The 16,556-nt window shown below is 63.0% G+C and carries 14 protein-coding genes and 1 tRNA gene; 9 read left to right on the top strand and 6 right to left on the bottom strand.

The window, feature by feature from the left end:
* Positions 1–262 precede the first annotated feature (262 nt).
* The 8 genes from DCY11_RS14830 (at position 263) to DCY11_RS14795 (ending at position 10,942) form a co-directional block, all read left to right on the top strand.
* A complete protein-coding gene (locus tag DCY11_RS14830) occupies positions 263–1,603 on the top strand; it encodes a c-type cytochrome biogenesis protein (protein WP_159080061.1) in 1,341 nt (446 codons plus the stop codon).
* A gap of 1 nt (position 1,604) precedes the next feature.
* On the top strand, positions 1,605–3,260 hold the full coding sequence (locus DCY11_RS14825) for a FecR domain-containing protein (RefSeq protein WP_108683514.1): 1,656 nt from the start codon (positions 1,605–1,607) through the stop codon (positions 3,258–3,260).
* 178 nt (positions 3,261–3,438) lie between these two features.
* Positions 3,439–5,271 carry a FecR domain-containing protein gene (locus tag DCY11_RS14820; RefSeq protein WP_159080060.1) on the top strand — a complete coding sequence of 611 codons (1,833 nt, stop codon included), beginning with the start codon at positions 3,439–3,441 and terminating at the stop codon, positions 5,269–5,271.
* A 259-nt stretch (positions 5,272–5,530) separates the two neighbouring features.
* Positions 5,531–6,463, top strand: a complete 933-nt coding sequence (locus tag DCY11_RS14815) for a FecR domain-containing protein (RefSeq protein ID WP_108683512.1) — start codon at positions 5,531–5,533, stop codon at positions 6,461–6,463.
* Between the two features lie 156 nt (positions 6,464–6,619).
* A complete protein-coding gene (locus DCY11_RS14810; protein ID WP_208430480.1) occupies positions 6,620–7,462 on the top strand; it encodes a hypothetical protein in 843 nt (280 codons plus the stop codon).
* Positions 7,463–7,759: 297 nt separating this feature from the next.
* Complete coding sequence (locus DCY11_RS14805; RefSeq protein ID WP_208430479.1) at positions 7,760–8,167, top strand: Hsp20/alpha crystallin family protein; 408 nt, start codon at positions 7,760–7,762, stop codon at positions 8,165–8,167.
* 22 nt (positions 8,168–8,189) lie between these two features.
* On the top strand, positions 8,190–10,664 hold the full coding sequence (gene lon, locus DCY11_RS14800; protein WP_108683869.1) for an endopeptidase La: 2,475 nt from the start codon (positions 8,190–8,192) through the stop codon (positions 10,662–10,664).
* Positions 10,665–10,750: 86 nt separating this feature from the next.
* Positions 10,751–10,942 carry a hypothetical protein gene (locus tag DCY11_RS14795; protein ID WP_108683511.1) on the top strand — a complete coding sequence of 64 codons (192 nt, stop codon included), beginning with the start codon at positions 10,751–10,753 and terminating at the stop codon, positions 10,940–10,942.
* Between the two features lie 20 nt (positions 10,943–10,962).
* On the opposite strand, the gene DCY11_RS14790 is transcribed toward DCY11_RS14795, so the two are convergent.
* From DCY11_RS14790 to DCY11_RS14775, 4 genes are all read right to left on the bottom strand, one after another.
* Positions 10,963–11,460 (bottom strand): hypothetical protein, encoded by a 498-nt coding sequence (locus tag DCY11_RS14790; protein ID WP_108683510.1) that lies wholly within the window; start codon positions 11,458–11,460, stop codon positions 10,963–10,965.
* A gap of 20 nt (positions 11,461–11,480) precedes the next feature.
* A complete protein-coding gene (locus DCY11_RS14785) occupies positions 11,481–12,419 on the bottom strand; it encodes an acetamidase/formamidase family protein (protein WP_108683509.1) in 939 nt (312 codons plus the stop codon).
* Between the two features lie 146 nt (positions 12,420–12,565).
* Positions 12,566–12,790 carry a hypothetical protein gene (locus DCY11_RS14780; protein ID WP_159080059.1) on the bottom strand — a complete coding sequence of 75 codons (225 nt, stop codon included), beginning with the start codon at positions 12,788–12,790 and terminating at the stop codon, positions 12,566–12,568.
* Positions 12,791–13,297: 507 nt separating this feature from the next.
* Positions 13,298–13,390 (bottom strand) — tRNA-Ser (locus DCY11_RS14775).
* 156 nt (positions 13,391–13,546) lie between these two features.
* Between DCY11_RS14775 and DCY11_RS14770 the strand changes: the two genes are divergently transcribed.
* A complete protein-coding gene (locus tag DCY11_RS14770) occupies positions 13,547–14,179 on the top strand; it encodes a hypothetical protein (RefSeq protein ID WP_159080058.1) in 633 nt (210 codons plus the stop codon).
* Positions 14,180–14,253: 74 nt separating this feature from the next.
* On the opposite strand, the gene DCY11_RS14765 is transcribed toward DCY11_RS14770, so the two are convergent.
* Positions 14,254–14,529: an SEL1-like repeat protein gene (locus tag DCY11_RS14765; RefSeq protein WP_069445099.1), complete on the bottom strand. Its 276-nt coding sequence runs from the start codon at positions 14,527–14,529 to the stop codon at positions 14,254–14,256.
* 338 nt (positions 14,530–14,867) lie between these two features.
* On the bottom strand, positions 14,868–16,463 hold the full coding sequence (locus DCY11_RS14760) for a glycosyltransferase family 39 protein (protein ID WP_108683506.1): 1,596 nt from the start codon (positions 16,461–16,463) through the stop codon (positions 14,868–14,870).
* Positions 16,464–16,556 lie beyond the last annotated feature (93 nt).

The following is a 16,556-nucleotide window of genomic DNA, read 5'->3' as shown; positions in this document are numbered from 1 at the left end:
CTCCGGTGGAAGACTCTCCGGTGCATAAAATGTGCCTCAGAATCAGGCCATTATAGCGCGGTCAGGCTGACAGCATCAGATTGTTAACCATAGCAAGACAATCCCGTGCCCCAACGGCCACAGAGTCTTTGAAATCACTCGGGAAACACCCTGCAAGCCTTGTCGCGCAAAGGTTAACTGGCTAACGTCCGGGGTGATGGGCGGGTGCTGTTGTCGGCAAAGACTGACATCTCACCAAAGTAACAACCGAACGGACGTACGAATGGGTTCGTGGGCGAAGTTGGCGACAACCGCTGCGGCGGCGGTGTGTCTGGTCCTGGGTGTCCCCGGGATCGTGTCCGCCGCTGGGGTCTCCGAACCGCAGCGCGAGGCTATGCTTCAGCGCATGATCGCCAATCCGAGCGATCTCGATCTCGCATTCGAATACGCACAAGCCTCGTCCGATGCCGGCGACTATGAAGGCGCGATTTCCGCCCTCGAGCGCATGCTCATCTACGCGCCCAACACGCCCCGCCTCCAGTTCGAACTCGGCGTGCTCTACTACAAGCTCGGCGCCTATGAGGTCGCCCGCAGCTACTTCGAACAGGTGCTCCTCAATCCGAGCGTGCCGAATGAGATCGCCGACCAGGTTCGGCTCTATATTCAGCAGCTCGCCCTCGCCGCGGACCCGCCGCCCTTCTCCGCGTCGATCTTCAGTGCCATCCGCTGGGAGAGCAACGCCAACTTCGGCCCGGGCACCAACACGGTGACCTTGAACGGTATCGACTTCACCCTGGGCGACCAGTCCGTTGGACGCCCCGGCTGGAGCTGGTTGAACATCGGGACGCTGCATTACTCCTACGATCTGAAGAACCAGGGCGACCGGATCGAGTTCGACTTCCTGGCCTATTCGACCGTCTACTTCGACGACGAACTCTCCGACATCGATCTCGATTTCTTCGAGTTCACCCTCGGCCCGAGCTTCAACATGAAGCGCATCGGCTGGGACCAGACCCGCCTGTTTCTCTACGCGATCGGCGACCTGTCCTATCTCGGCTACGACTCGTATTTCTACGCACCGGGCGCAGGCGTCCGGCTGTTGAGCTTCGCGGCGACGCAGAGCGTGCTCGATGCCCGCCTCGAAACGCGCTACCGCGACTTCCAGGACAACAGCGAACTGCCCACGAATTCGCTGCGCACCGGCTTTCAGACCCGGATCGGGGTGAACTACACCTACTACTTGACGCCCGGTCTCGTTCTGACAACCCAGGTTTACGCGCAACGGGAGGCGGCCGACGCCGAGTTCTACGCCAATACGGAAGTCGCGTTCTCGGCCGGGTTCGCCTACACCTTCGAGAACCCGCTGTGGCGGGCCGACTACCCCCTCACCTGGCAACTGGGCGCGGGCATCATCCGGCGCGACTACGACGATCCCGATCCGACGATCGACCCCACCGAGTCCGAGCGGGACGATACGTGGTGGGCGCGGACGGCGATCGTGGTGCCCGTCGCGGAGACCTGGGCGCTCGTGCCGCAAGTCGAGTATCGCGACCAGCAGTCCAATTACGACCTGCGGACATTCGACGACCTGACGACGATGCTCGGCATCCAGAAGAGGTTCTAGCGTGGGTGCCGTACGCGCAGTCGTAGCGTTCATCGCACTCGGCGCGGCTGCTCTCGGTGCGCCAACGGACGCCGCCGCGAACAAGGTTGGCGTGGCGGCCGCGGTCAATCCGGACGCTTTTTCCGGCGGCAAGGAAATCCGCATCGGCAAATCGATCTTCTACAACGAGAGGATCAGCACCGACGCCAAAGGCGTGGTTCAGGTTCTGCTCGTGGACGGCTCTACCTTCACCGTCGGCAAGAACTCCAACGTCGTCATCGACAAGTTCGTCTACGACCCCAACAAGAAGACCGGCGAGATCGTCACGTCCTTCTCGAAGGGCTCGATGCGTTTCATCGGCGGCAAGATCTCGAAGAACCCCGGCGGCGTGACCGTCAACACGCCGGATGGCAGCCTCGCCATCCGCGGCGGCATGGCCCAGGGCGCGATTACCTCGCGGGGCACCATCTTCTCGTTCCTCTTCGGCAACGAGATGGTGTTCAAGAGCAAGAGCGGGAAGGTCTACACGGTCTACCAGCCCGGCTACACGCTCGACCTCAGCAGCGGCGTGCCGACGATCCGGCCGACGACCGCGGCCGACATCCAGACGGTCCTGGCCAGCCTGACCAACAGTACGGTAAGCACCACCGGCACCGGCACGGACAACCAGCCCCCGCCGCAGAACTTCGTGATCCTGCCGCAAGACTTCCAGCAGATGATCATCGACGCCACCGGCACGCGGATCAGCGACGAAATCCTGCAGCAGCTGCTCGCGTTGCAGCAGACGACTGTCGAGCAGCTCGAGGAGACGAGCATCGACTTCACGATCGGTGGCTATGGGAGCGGCATCGCGCACGACGACTACGGCAATTACACCACCGTCGGGAGCAAGTACTCGACCGACTTCGATTACAATGAGAACTCCGACGTCATCACCCTGACGCTGCGCAACGTCGAGGGGTCCTCGCAACAATTCGGACCAAGCCACGGTATCTTCAAGTTCAGCCCGGTCTCCAACAACAACTGGACACTGTCGAGCCTGCAACTCATCGACTCCAGCGGCAATCCGCTTTACGTGACCGACCCGACCGGTGGGGCCGAACGGCGAACGCAAGTGATGTGTCCCGGCTGCAACTTCATCGAATGGGGCACCTTCAACGCAGACTACAAATACAGCTCTTACCCGAACGACCCCTACGCCATGCAGGAAGACATCAACAATGGCTGGTGGGTTGGCGGCGCAGTCACCGCGTTCAAGGACCTGCCGACGACGGGTACCGCGACCTATTCCGGAACCGCCCGGGGCACGATCCTCGACTACAATCTGGACGGCGCGCAGGTCGAAGGCCGCGGCGATCTCGACATGAGCTGGAGCTTCGCCAAACGCTCGGGCCAGCTCTCGATCTCCGACTTCAAAGCCATTTCGTCGCCCTTGCCGAATTACACCCCGCCGACGCTGAACGTCTCCGGCACGATGTCCACACCGGGGAGCGTGAATCGCTTCTCCGGAGACATCAGCGGCATGGCAGGACAGATTCCCGTTTCGGGCGGCGCCTTCGGCTCCTTCGTGACCGACGGACGGCGCCCGGCTGCCGGCGTCATTGGCAACTGGGGCGTCAAAGACATGAACAACTACTACCGTGCAACCGGTATTTTTGGTGCTGCTGCAAAGCGTTAGATCGTTTCAGCTAAAGTCCTTCCGTATCTTGTCGCCGATCCGCTCTATTGGCGCGATTGGACAATGAAACCCGGCAAAACTGTGCTATATCAATAATCGGAATTTCTCTTCTCTACGGCTTGTAGAAGAGGCTTGAGGGATGGTCAGAAACGGTCACTTGACGCTGCCGCGCGGCGCCGTGGCGATCGCGCTGCTCTGTAGCGCGGGCGTTGGCCTTGCCCTGTCCGCCCCCGCCTACGCCGCCAAGGTCGGCGTCGCAGCGGCCGTCAATCCGGACGCCTTTTCGTCGCTCTCCGGCGTGCCCAACAAGCAGCTGAATATCGGCAAGTCGATCTTCTACAACGAGCGCATCGAGACCACGGCGCAAGGGCTCGTGCAGGTGCTGCTGGTGGACGGCTCCACCTTCACGGTCGGCCCCAACTCCAACCTCGTCATCGACAAGTTCGTCTACGACCCGAACAAGAAGACGGGCGAACTGGTCGCCACCTTCTCCAAGGGTTCCATGCGCTTCATCGGCGGCAAGCTGTCGAAGAACGCGGGCGGCGTGAAGGTGAACACGCCGTCGGGCGCGCTCGCCATTCGCGGCGGCATGTTCCAGGGCAACACGCAGAAGAAGATCTATTCCTTCCTCTACGGCCACTCGATGTCGATGCAAGGCCGGAACGGGCGAACGCAAACGGTCTATCAGCCCGGGTATACGCTCGATATGTCGAGCGGCACCGGCAACGTCCGCCCCACCACGGCCGAGGATACCAACGTCTTCATGCAGGCGCTTTCGAGCCCGGCCACGACCACGTCGTCCTCATCGGGCGGCGGCGGCGATAGCGGGTCGCAGAATCCCAACAGCACCGCGCAGCAATCCGGCCAGCAGGCGGACAACGTCGCGAACGCGGCGAGTGACACGATAAGCAATGTCACCACCACACAGATCCAGACGGAGATCACCAAACAGCTCATTCGGCTGGAGCAGTTGAAGACTGATCCAGTGCCTATGCCGAAGGTCATCACCCCGCCGCCGGCCATCGACAACACCGAGACGCCGACAGTGGTCAAGACCGGAGGAACGTTTAACGGCCATGCGTCCGGCTTTCTACAAACAGGAGACAACGGAAGTGGAGAGCCAATCTCTCTCTACGATGGTACTGCAAACGTGAAGCTTGACCCCAAGGCAAACACGGTTACCGGGGCAATTCAGGTCAACGACCACCGGGGCCTCACAATTGTTAACTGGGAGCCAGTCCCGAGACAGACGACCACATTCAATCTGGGCTTCGCCGGACAGGCAGAAGCCTACATTGATGACAATACGTTCCTGGCGTTCGGAAACGACGGAACGTCAAACGTCGTTAGGAAGACATGGAATGAGGAGTGGGTGCGAACAGGCCGATGGCCTTGGCAGGGACACTTCGAACAGTCCCAAAATGTTGAGAACTTCTCCGAAGTCTCCCACTCCGGCAACCTGATCAGCATTCCAGGTTCGGTCCTCTGCAATGAGTGCGAATTCATAAAGTTCGGCACCTGGGCGTCTGACGTCACCTATGGCTCCAATGTGGACAAGATGGGTGGTTGGTGGGTCGCGGGGAATGTCGTTCCCGAAGCGAATATCGATAAGCTCCAGCAGCTCCAAGCAAGCGCATCTTACGAAGGCAGCGCAGTTGGCACGGTCGCCAAACTCAAGAAAGGGACTTGGAACCAGTACATCGCTACCGGGGACATGACCCTTGACTGGCAGTTCGCTAAACGCAGTGGTGACTTCTCAGTCAAAAACTTCGATAACCGCAACTTCGGCGGCAAGCTGGTGAATGCGCCAGGGACTTCCGGCTTCACCGGTATCGTCGGCCACGTCAATCGGAACAATCTTGCCAAATCGATTGCCGGCACTGCGAACGGCTCATTCGTCGGATTCCAGGGGATAGACAAGACACCCAAGGGCGTCATCGGAAACTTCGATGTCCGTCAGGCGAACGACAGATGGCGGGCCAACGGCATCTACGCGGGCGCTCAGCGGTAGTCCTCGTTAGCCCTGCTTCTACGGACTGCCGCCGTTCGCCTTCCTTGCTCGACTGCTGACAAATCCCTCCGCACCCCCTCAAAAAGCGTCGTTTGAGCGTTTTCGTCGCCACATTTCGGCGCCGGATTCCGCTGCGTCTCGGAAGTTTTGGCGATTTCGCGCAGAGGTTGCTCTGCCTTTTTCTGTCCCCACATGACCGGCTTGCCAACGCCTTGCGTGGCCCACGGCATTCGACACCAACGGGACGGGACAGGTCTTCATGCTCGCTTCGATTAGCCTCACACCGAGGGCGACCGCGATTGTCGCAAGCTCGGTTCTCTCGGTCCTGCCCCTATCCGGTATGGACGCCACCGCAGAAGCCGCCGATCGCGTCGGCGTCGCTTCCGCCGTCACCCCGAAAGCCACCAGTACGCCGCCCGGCGCGGGCACGCGAACCCTCAAGATCGGCAAGTCGGTTTTCTACAACGAACGGATCACCACGTCGGACTCCGGCGTCGTGCAGGTGCTCCTGGTCGACGGCTCCACTTTCACCGTCGGCCCCCGCTCGAGCCTCCTCATCGACAAGTTCGTCTACAACCCGCACAAGGGCACGGGCGAGATGACCGCCACGCTCTCGAAGGGCGCCCTGCGCTTTGTCGGCGGGAAGCTCTCGAAGCAGGAGCCCGCCGTGAAGGTCAAGACACCCGCCGGCGAGCTGACCGTGCGCGGCGGCATCTTCCAGGGCATCGTGAACAGCTCCAACCAGGCGGTGTTCGCCTTCGTCTTCGGCGACTATCTGGCGCTGAACCGCAAAGGACGCCGCTATACCATCAAGCACAGCGGCAATTTGTTCGCGATCGGCAATTCGGGCCCGCCCATCATCCGGCGCACCACCCAGACGGATACCAATCTCATCCTGGCCGCGATCTCCGGCGGCACCGCCGCCAAGGTCTACAAGACGAAGGGGAACCCATGGCCGTTCTATTACGGCATCCAGCCGACCGGCCGTTTCCCGGATAAGCCGTTCATCCGCGACCAGTTCTACGACGCCCGCCCGATCAAGCTGCACCGCGTGCCGGAGCCGAAGGTGCGCGTGCCTGACGTCCATCGGCCGCACACGCCCCTCACCCCTCCCGTACGCGTGCCCAAACCGCCGAGCGTGACGCAGACACCGCTCTATACTTCTCCCGGGTACACCTGCGCCAACTGCTAAGCAGCGCTCCGCGAGCCGCGAAGCTCGCTCTCTTGGCCAAGTATCCGCGTGTCATGTCTGCGTGTCATGCGGACCCTTTAAGGTCTCCCCGTCCGTCCCCATTTTCAGGGGACGGGCTTGCCCCTTCCTGCCAAGCCGGCCTTCCCGGGAGTTCCGATGTCGCTTCATCACGCCTCACCTAAGTCCTTGTCACGCACCACGACCCCTCGCCTTGCGCATGTCCTTTTGCTCGCAGGGCTGGGACTTGCCGTCGCGGCTGCCATCATCGTGTTCGCGCCGCGCGTCGCCAGCGCCGAACCCACCGACATCACCGTTCGCGTGCTGAGCAAGGATGCCAAGTTCGTTGGCTCCAGCATGGGCGGCGCCCGGGTCATCGTGCGCGACGCCGACACCGGCAAGATCCTGGCCGAGGGCGTGACCGAAGGCGGCACGGGCGATACCGGCCGCATCATGCATGAGGACGGCGGACGCCGCGCCACGCTCTCGAGCGAGGGCGCCGCCAAGTTCGACGCCACCATCGATATCGAGGAGCCGCGCCTGGTCGAGGTCGAGGTGTTCGGTCCCCTTGCCCAGCGCCAAAGCGCGAACCGCGTGACCGTCACCCAATGGGTGGTGCCGGGAAAAGACATCACCGGAGGCGATGGCTGGCGCGTCGAGCTGCCGGGCTACGTGGTGGACGTGCTCGACCCGCCCGCGCATGTGAAGCTTTCCGGACAGATGGACAAGATCGATCTGCGCGCCAATGTCAGCCTCATGTGTGGCTGCCCCATCACGCCGGGCGGCTTGTGGGATGCGGACGAGCTCGAAGTCAAAGCGCTCGTCACCCATAACGGCGAGAAGCTCGACCCGATCGACCTTGCCTTTGGCGGCGAGGCGAGCCAATTCGCCGGCAGCGTGCCGGTGACGGCGCCGGGCCTCTACGACGTGACCGTCTATGCGCACAATCCGCGCACGGGCAATACCGGGCTCGACCGCACGACCTTCATCGTCGCCAAATAGGATCGCTCCATCGATCGCCGCAAAGTGCGATGAGCAGACGCGCGCGGCCTTGCCCGAAACGCGCGGCCCCTGGCCGGATGCCCGCATTGTGCCGCTGCTCTTGTTGTGCAGCGCCGCAAACCCCAAATAAAGGCTCCCCACCCGAGCCGTCGCCAGCGGCTTGACCTGTCGCCGTCCCCCGGCTTTGCTCTGGATCATAACTTTCGCGGCCGAAATTGAAGGCCGACGATATGCGAGGCGGCGGCAGACGAATGCCGCCGGAACTGAAGACGACCGAAGTTCGAAACGAGACTATGAATGCGTGATCCCAAGTCCGATCCAACCGCGCGGATGTTCGCCGAGGCCTGCGCGATGCTCAAACAGGCCGAGCAACTCCAACGGCAGTTTTTCGGGCCGTCGAGCGCCGCCGGTAGCGCCTGTTGGGAACCGCCGGTCGATATTTTCGAGACCGAGCGCGAGGTGACCGTGATCACGGCGCTGCCGGGGGTCCGCCCCGAGGCCGTCCGGGCCGAAATCGAAGGCACGACGTTGATCGTCACAGGCGTCCGGGCCATTCCGGCCGCGGGGCGCGGCGCCAATATCGTCCGGCTCGAGATTCCCTACGGCCGCTTCGAGCGGCGCATCGCCATTTCGAGCCGTCTGAGGCTCATCGGCAAAGAACTCGAAAATGGATGTCTGAAACTGATCTTTACGAAGGCAGGCTAACCCAATCACTGAAGTGCACATCATGAATGAGCAAGACCAAAATCTGACCACCGAAAGTCTGCAGAAGACCGAGGAGACCACCGAGTCCCAGACCACCACGGGACCGGAAGAGTCGGCCTTTCCCGAGCTGCCGAACGATGCGGTCATTCTGCTGCCGACGCGCAACGCGGTGCTGTTTCCGGGCGTGGTCGCCCCCCTGATGGTTGGGCGCCCCCAGACCGTCGCCGGTGCGCAAGCGGCCGCGCAAGCCGGCAAGCCCGTCGGCGTGCTGCTGCAGAGCGACCCGAGCGCCGACGCGCCGGGCCCCGACCAGTTGAACCGTGTCGGCACCATCGCCGAGATCATGCGCTATGTGACGTCGCCTGACGGCGCGCATCACCTCGTCGTGCGCGGCATGAACCGCTTCAAGGTTCTGGAGATCCTCGACGGATACCCGTTCCTTGCGGCGCGGATCGAGGAAATCGGCGGGTCCGAAGTGTTCTCGACCGAGCTCGCGGCCCGGGTCCATCAGCTGCGCGAACGCGCGCGAGAGGCCCTGTCGCTCCTGCCCAATGCGCCGGACGAACTGGGCGGCGCCCTGGAGCAGATCGAGTCGCCCTCCATGCTGGCCGACTTCATCGCCAACGTGATGGATATCAGCCCGCCGGAGAAGCAGGGCATTCTCGAGACGTTCGACGTGTCCGACCGCATCGACAAAGTGCTGCGCGAACTCGTGCAGCAGATCGAGGTCCTGCGCCTGTCGAAGCAGATCGGCGAGCAGACGCAAGAGTCCCTGTCCGGCCGCCAGCGCGAACACATCCTGCGCGAGCAGCTTCGCCAGATCCAAAAGGAGCTTGGCGAAGGCGAAGACGGCGAAGCCGAGATCGCCGAGCTGCGCGAGTCCATCGACAAGGCCGAGATGTCGGAGGAAGCGGAGACGCAGGCCAAGAAGGAACTGCGCCGTCTGGAGCGCATGCCCGAGGCGTCCGCCGAGCACGGCATGATCCGCACCTATCTGGATTGGCTGATCGAGCTGCCCTGGTCGAAGCTCTCCAAGGAGACCATCGACATCGCCGAAGCGCGCCGGATCCTCGACGAGGATCACTACGGCCTGCCGAAGGTGAAACAGCGGATCCTGGAGTACCTTGCGGTCCGCAAGCTCAACCCAGATGGCAACAGCCCGATCCTGTGCTTCGTCGGCCCGCCCGGCGTCGGCAAGACCTCGCTCGGCCAGTCGATCGCGCGCGCCATGGGCCGCCAGTTCGGACGGATCAGCCTTGGCGGCGTGCATGACGAAGCGGAGATCCGCGGTCACCGGCGCACCTATGTGGGTGCCCTGCCCGGTAATATTGTGCAGGCGCTGCGCAAGGCCGAGACGCGCAATCCCGTCTTCATGCTCGACGAGATGGACAAGCTGAGCGCCAGCTTCCACGGCGACCCGTCCGCAGCGCTGCTCGAGGTCCTGGATCCTGCGCAGAACAGCACGTTCCGCGACAACTATCTGGGTGTTCCGTTCGACCTGTCGAAGGTGATGTTCATCGGCACCGCGAACGTGCTCGACCAGATACCGGCACCCTTGCGCGACCGCATGGAGGTCATCGAGATCCCCGGCTACACCGAGGACGAGAAGGTCGAGATCGCCAAGCGCTATCTGGTCAAGCGACAGCTGGAGGCAAGCGGTCTCAGCCCGGAGCAGTGCGAGATCACCGAAGAGGCGCTGCGCACGATCATCGACGGCTACACCCGCGAGGCGGGCGTCCGCAATCTCGAGCGCGAGATCGGCGCCGTCTGCCGTCACGTGGCCATGCAGATCGCCGAAGGCGGCCAGTCGCGCATGCGCATCGACGTGGACGACCTCCACGGCATCTTGGGCGCCCGCAAGGTCGACAACGAGGTCGCGATGCGCACATCCGTGCCCGGCGTTGCCACGGGGCTCGCCTGGACGCCAACGGGTGGCGATATCCTCTTCATCGAGTGCACGAAAGTGCCCGGCAAGGGCCGGCTCATCCTGACCGGCCAGCTCGGAGACGTCATGAAGGAAAGCGCGCAAGCCGCTCTATCTCTTCTGAAAGTCCGGGCAGGACATCTCGGCATCGAGCAGAGCGTGTTCGACACGTCGGATATCCATCTGCACGTCCCGGCAGGCGCCATTCCCAAAGACGGGCCGAGTGCGGGCGTGGCCATGTTCATCGCCCTCACCTCGCTCTTCACCGGGCGGACGGTTCGGAGCGACATCGCCATGACCGGCGAAATCTCGCTGCGCGGCCTCGTGCTGCCGATCGGCGGGGTGAAGAACAAGGTGCTCGCGGCCGTGCGCGCCGGGATCAAGACCGTGATGCTGCCCGAACGCAATCGCCGGGACTTCGAGGATATTCCGGAAGCCGCTCGCGAGGCGGTCAAGTTCGTCTGGATGTCGACGGTAGACGATGCCCTGGCTGCTGCCTTGAGCCCGCCGGAGGTGCCCGCCGACAGCCCCAACGACCTATCCGACGATCAGCGGCGGCTGGCCAGCGGCTAGCCGCCGCGAGCCTGGGGTGAGGTCACAACTCCTTCCTTTGGGGGCAGGTTGGCCGTATGATCCCCCCAACTCGTGAGGGGTTTTCCATGCGGTTCCTACTTGGCTTCATACTGGGCGTTGCGCTGACGGTCGTGGCTGCCTTCGTCATGGATCAGCGCGAGCAGCAGGTCGAAAAGCGCGTCGTCAACTGGGACGTCGTGAACGAGAAGGTCGGCGCGGCCACGAAGGACGCGCAGCAGGTCTGGTCCGACTTCACCAGCGAGATGACCGGCCCGTAAAACGACTCCGCCTCAACGCGCTATGCGCGGGAGCTCCACCGAAATTCGAAAGCCGCAGGGAGCGCCGCATTCTTGATTTGCGGCGGCTTGGGCGGTTTGTCCTCCCGCCGGCTCTTGGGATGGGAGCTCGATTTTTCGGCCTGGGTCGTCGCCACCATGTTCATGCCGATCAGGAACGCGGCCCCGCTGCCGACGACTGTCAGAATAGCGACCGTCCGCAAGGCCCGCCGCAATTCGCGACGGCCCGGAGATTCCAGCCGCACGGTCCGGTTCACATAGGCCAGGAACGAGCTGAACAGCGCCGCCAACGCCCCGCCGCTGAACACCAGCATGGCCATTGTCACCTTGCGGTCGACGGTCGCCTGCGGCTCCATGGCCACGATGGTCAGCAGGACCAGCGCGGCGATGCCGTTCAGACCGATGAGGAAGGACAGCGCCCGGCCGGCTAGGCGGTTCCGCTCCCGCTCGACAAAGGTGGGATCAAGGTTGGGTCCAGACTGGGGGCTATTCACGGTCATCTCGACAGCTCCTGGCCTCGCTAGCGCAGCACCATCTTCGGAAAATACAACGAAACCGTCCAGTTGGGAGCGTCGACAATTTCGCTGATCCGCAGATCGGCGCAGACGCTGCACAGCATATACGCATCCACCGCCGCCATATTTGTGCTGGCGCAAAGCCAATCGATCATGCCCGAGACGGCGTCCCGCGCCGCCTGCATCAGATCCGGCCCCACGCCCGTCGTGGCCCGGTACCCAGCCTCATCCAGATGGCGGGACACCGGCCCGTTCGTCTCGAAACGCGGAAATGCCAGCCCTGCCTGCTTGATGAGACCGATCTCCACCGCGACCACCATGGGGCTCTCGATGGCCGTGCCGCAGACTTCACCGTCACCTTGGGCCGCATGGGTGTCGCCGAGCGACAGCAAGCCCCCCGCCACCTCGACCGGCAGGTAGAGCGTCGTGCCGACGGCGTTGTCGCGGATGTCGAGATTGCCGCCCACCCGGCTCGGCGGGATCACCGAATGCAGGCCGGGCGCGGCGGGGGCGAGCCCCACGGTGCCGCAGAACGGCCTCAAGGGGACGGCAGCACTGGCTCCGAACAAGGCCGGCGCCAAGGTCCGCGCATCGTATTTCCAGATATGGAGCGCAGGCTCCGTGAATTGATCGGCCAGCAGCCCGAAGCCCGGAATATTCGCGGTCCAGCCCCAGCCGGACGGCTGGAAATCCTTGAAGGTCACGGCCACCGCATCCCCGGGCTCGGCGCCCTCGACAAAGATGGGCCCGGTCACGGGGTTCACGCGGGAGGAATCGCGCGCAAGGAACTGCTCGAGCGTGGTGTCGGGCCCCACCTGCCCGGCCGAGGCGTCGATGGTCTCGATCTCGACCGTCTCGCCCGGCGTCACGGTCAAGATCGGCTCGATAGCGTTGTCCCAGCCGAAATGGTGGTGGTGCTTATGGATCGTGTGATTGCAGAGCACGCGCGCCTCCTCGTCGGACCGTCATAGCAAATTTGCAGGTCTAGGAGGCTGCGTTGAAACCGCACCTGCCAAAAAGCAGGGCGAGCGGAGTGGACCGTGGGGAAAACGGACTAGGCTAGCGCCAGATCCAACGCGTATCCGCCAACTCAGACAGGCGGCGTGTCCAGGATGGCTAATGTAATGGCCATGACGGCAACCACGACGACAAACACGATAAAGGGCAGCGCGTAAAAGAACGCGCGACGGTGGCCCACGTCCAACCAGTGTTCAAAGCGCCTCGCCCACTCGAACGGATAATCCTCGCCGGTGACGTGGTGGCGGGATTTGGTTCCTGCTGCGGTGTTCGCTTGCGCTTCTGCACTACGTTTCATCTGCATGCTCCTTGGAGACGAGAAAACGTCTTGCGCCTTATCGGCGGTACGCGTGCGCTCCTATCGGGCGGTTGCAAGCTGAAGCCCGAACGGCTTCAGCCGCGATGAGCCGCCAGGCAAAGCTAAGGCGTGCGACATCCGCACTGCACGTGCGCATCGCCACGAACACGCGTTAGTTTGCGCCGCTTTAGAAGCGCGGCGCCTTGGTGCGCGCCCTAGTGTATATGGGCCGCCACCGGCGTGTGTGCCACCGCCGTGGATGGCGTGTGGGCGTCCTCAGCCAAGACAATCAACAGTGTAAAGAGCATGGAATATGTCAGTACCAGTGCCCAAACGCGCCCGGCTGCTATGGCTTTGTTCTTCATGACCTAAGTCTCCCCAAAGCAATAACTGAACCTGCCATAGAAAAATGGCGTTCTCGTGCCGACTTATCGGGGGGCGATTGGTGGGGCGAATTGCGTGGTGATTCCCAGGTCCGCTCCTGAAGCATTGGGCTTCCCGGGGCGCTGGCGGAGACGGGGGGATTCGAACCCCCGATACAGCTTTACACTGTATAACGGTTTAGCAAACCGCCGCCTTCAGCCTCTCGGCCACGTCTCCGCTGGACGCAAAGGCTTACTGGTCTCGTTCGGGCCGGTCAACACGCGTGCGTGCGATTTCCAGCCACACGGGGCCTTCCACGCCAAGCCCGGCCCCGTATTGCTCTCGGGCACAATATGCTAGGCTGGAGCTTCGAAATCCTGGGAGGACTAGCGCATGAGCGGCGGCATCCGATTCGGATGGCCTAGGCGTGCGGCGGCGTGCCTCGGCATAGCCCTTGCCGCCCCGTTTCTTGCCATGCCCAGTACGGCGCAGGCCGGGAGCGCCGAGTATTGCGTGACCTGCAAGAACCCCAACGCCTCCTACCGCTGCCGCCTCCAAGGCAGTGGCGTCACCCAAAGCGATGCGTTCAAGCTGTATTGTGTGGTGCGTACCACCAAAGAGGGCAACCATGCCTCCTGTGCGGCAAAGAAGGACCCCAACTGCGCCGGCGTGGTGAAAGTCTACAACTATGATGGCCCCACCCTGCCCCCGAAGGTCACCAACGACCCCCGCGTCCGTCAGTTGAACGAACGCGTGGAACGGGACAACCGGGCGTTTGAGGGCAAGCGCGGCGAGCAGCCCAAATCTCTGTTCGAGATGGGCGGGCGAGCCTATGACGCCTCGAAGCGCGGGCTACAGGGTGCCGGTGCTGCAATCGGCCTTGGCGCCGGTGCGAAGAACCAACAGGCCGCGCCACCGCCGCCTCCGCCGCCCCCGGTTCAGGAGGCGCCGAAGCCGGAGAAGAACTTCGCGCGCCGCAGCTGGGACTGCATGACCTCGCTGTTCCGGGAATGCGGAAACGAGTAAGGCGGCACGCCGGTTTTATCCGGCATCCCGCCTTAAGCGTGCGCCGTGGCGCACCCTACTCGTCCAATCCAACCCTAGTGGGTCTGAAGCCACTCGCGCGCTTGGCGCTGCGCTTCGGAAATCTGATCCGTGGTCATCTCGCGGGCCAGTTCCAGCCTGTAGTCGCGCGCGGAGTCGTTGCCGCGCGCCGCCGACAGGTTGAACCACTTATGCGCGGTGACGAGATCCACATCCACGTCGCGCCCCGTCGCATACAGCATTCCAAGCTCGAACAGCGCATCCGCTCCGCCGGCCTGAACCGCTGGCTCAAACTGGCTACCCAAGATCGTTCCAAGTTCCAATCGTGCCATGACGTCCCCCGTTTTGGCTCTTTGTCCCCGCCGCGCATCTGACTTTCCCCACGAAAGACGTTCGATGCGCGGTGTTGCGTTCAACGAGGACGATCATCGGCGAGGTCTTTGAAGAACGTCTGAATCGATGTGCTTAATGCAAGCTCACCAAATCTGAATCGCTTGGTAAGCTTGCTTTACGAGGGCACGGGAATCCGCGGGGTAAAGATTAAGAACGCGCGTTTGAAAGGGTCCTCTAACCATTTCCGGTCGCGTCTCGCTAACCACGCGCAACTTTCCGGCACGCGAATGAGATGAAGTGCTGTCGCGTATTTTCCGAACAAGCGCGGTCAGGATGACTAGCGTCGAGACCCGGCGGATGGCTGCACGAACGCAATCCTCCACTCCCAGGCTTGCGGTTCGGATGCGCTGCCGAGGGGCGTCCATGGCACGTGCACGGCCCTCGGATTGCCGACGACCTGACCATCAATCTGGCGAATGGCCGGCGCAGCAAGGGACCAGAGGCCCGCCCTGCGTGCCGGACGCCACACGACGACCGCCGGGGCGGTCAAATCCTGCGGCCGCACGGGAGGCAAGTGATACGGCCGGCGGAGCGAAACGATCCGTGCCTCGGGAAGGAACCGGCGCAGATTGCCGCCGTCATTGCGATCCATGACGATGAGGGTTCCGCCCCCAAAGCCGCGTGCCTCCAGTTCTTGCGCGAGCCCCTCGTACGGCACCGCGAGCCGGCAGTGATTGCAGTCCGGCCCCATGGCCCTGGCTAGGTACACCGCGCGGATCGGCACGACCGCAAGCGTGACAGCCAACAACACGGCGCCGATCGCGACCGGCCGGCGCGCCGGCGCGTCTTGCGCTGCCACCCACAACAACCACAACGGCGTGAGGAAAAAGAACGGATGCATATAGCGCTCGAGATAGTTCGAGGCGCCCGTCAACACCGCACCGAGAAAGAGAAAGACAAACCCGGCGAGGGTCATGTGCAGCAACAAGAGCGGCCAATCGGGCCCCGCCTGTGCGCGATCCCGTGGCAGTACGCCCTGCTTGATCCTCGACCAGCCCTCGCGCAGCAGGGCCGGAAACATCACCAGCAGAATAAGATCGAGGGGGAAGAGAAAGCCGAGTGGCGCCCAGCTCGCAAACGCAAGACCCGTCATCGTCGCGGTCAGACGATCCGAGGCCATGGGCGCAACCGTGCTGTCGAAAACCCGGACGAGGTCGTGATCGTTGGCAATGAGCCAGTAGCCGAAGGGCGCGACGATGGCGGCAGCGAGGGCCACGCTCGCCAGCATGCGCCTGTCGAAGAGCCGGGCTCGCAGGGTCGGCTGAATCAACGCGCAGACACAAAGGATGATCAGATAGGCGGCAAAGCCGTACTTGGTCAGCAGACCGATACCCGCCACGACCCCGAAGAGCACATAGTCTCCAAGCCGTCCGCTCTCCACCAATCTCATAAAGGCCCAGAACGATGCGGCGATCGCGCAGGTCATAGCAAGGCTGTGCGTCACGCCTTCGTGGAGGTTCCACCCAATCTGATAGAGCAGCAGCGGCGATAGGCTCGCAATCACGACCCAGCGCCGATCCTCGAACAGCCGCTGCGCGGCCAGGTAGAGAAAGACAAATGTCGCGGTGAGCAGGCTGTACTTGATGAGCAAGAAGCCCGTCAGTCCCGGGCCGGTTAGCTGCTGCACCGACCACAACAGCCATTCGTATAACGGCGGCTGACGCTCCTGGTATCCGAGCGCAAGGGTTTGGCCGAGAACATTGGCGGAAGCGTCGTCCAGCGACAGATTATGGGAGAAAGAAAGCCGGAGAGCCGTGTGCACCAGCCCGTAGAGTGCGCCGAACAAGAGGACCGCGCAAAGGCACCACGGTGGGCAGATTCTCTCTTCCGGGCGCGCGATGCAGACCTGCACCGGCATCACTGACGACGCCATAGCTCTCACTCTTCTTCGCGCCCACGAAGATTTGAGTGAACGGGGCTACGGCTCAAATGTGTCGGCTTGGTGTCATCCGCGCCACCTGCGGCA

Origin of the sequence: Methyloceanibacter sp. wino2 (genome assembly GCF_003071365.1) — a bacterium.
GTDB lineage: Bacteria > Pseudomonadota > Alphaproteobacteria > Rhizobiales > Methyloligellaceae > Methyloceanibacter.
Note: the sequence above shows the minus strand (reverse complement) of the source record. Positions and strands in the feature narration are given on the sequence as shown.

Bases quoted from the DNA above. Each gene is read 5' to 3' on its own strand.
- DCY11_RS14795 (WP_108683511.1), top strand. From the start codon at position 10,751: ATGCGGTTCCTACTTGGCTTCATACTGGGCGTTGCGCTGACGGTCGTG.
- lon (WP_108683869.1), top strand. From the start codon at position 8,190: ATGAATGAGCAAGACCAAAATCTGACCACCGAAAGTCTGCAGAAGACC.
- DCY11_RS14770 (WP_159080058.1), top strand. From the start codon at position 13,547: ATGAGCGGCGGCATCCGATTCGGATGGCCTAGGCGTGCGGCGGCGTGC.
- DCY11_RS14760 (WP_108683506.1), bottom strand. From the start codon at position 16,463: ATGGCGTCGTCAGTGATGCCGGTGCAGGTCTGCATCGCGCGCCCGGAA.
- DCY11_RS14805 (WP_208430479.1), top strand. From the start codon at position 7,760: ATGCGTGATCCCAAGTCCGATCCAACCGCGCGGATGTTCGCCGAGGCC.
- DCY11_RS14830 (WP_159080061.1), top strand. From the start codon at position 263: ATGGGTTCGTGGGCGAAGTTGGCGACAACCGCTGCGGCGGCGGTGTGT.
- DCY11_RS14765 (WP_069445099.1), bottom strand. From the start codon at position 14,529: ATGGCACGATTGGAACTTGGAACGATCTTGGGTAGCCAGTTTGAGCCA.
- DCY11_RS14815 (WP_108683512.1), top strand. From the start codon at position 5,531: ATGCTCGCTTCGATTAGCCTCACACCGAGGGCGACCGCGATTGTCGCA.
- DCY11_RS14810 (WP_208430480.1), top strand. From the start codon at position 6,620: ATGTCGCTTCATCACGCCTCACCTAAGTCCTTGTCACGCACCACGACC.
- DCY11_RS14780 (WP_159080059.1), bottom strand. From the start codon at position 12,790: ATGAAACGTAGTGCAGAAGCGCAAGCGAACACCGCAGCAGGAACCAAA.
- DCY11_RS14790 (WP_108683510.1), bottom strand. From the start codon at position 11,460: ATGACCGTGAATAGCCCCCAGTCTGGACCCAACCTTGATCCCACCTTT.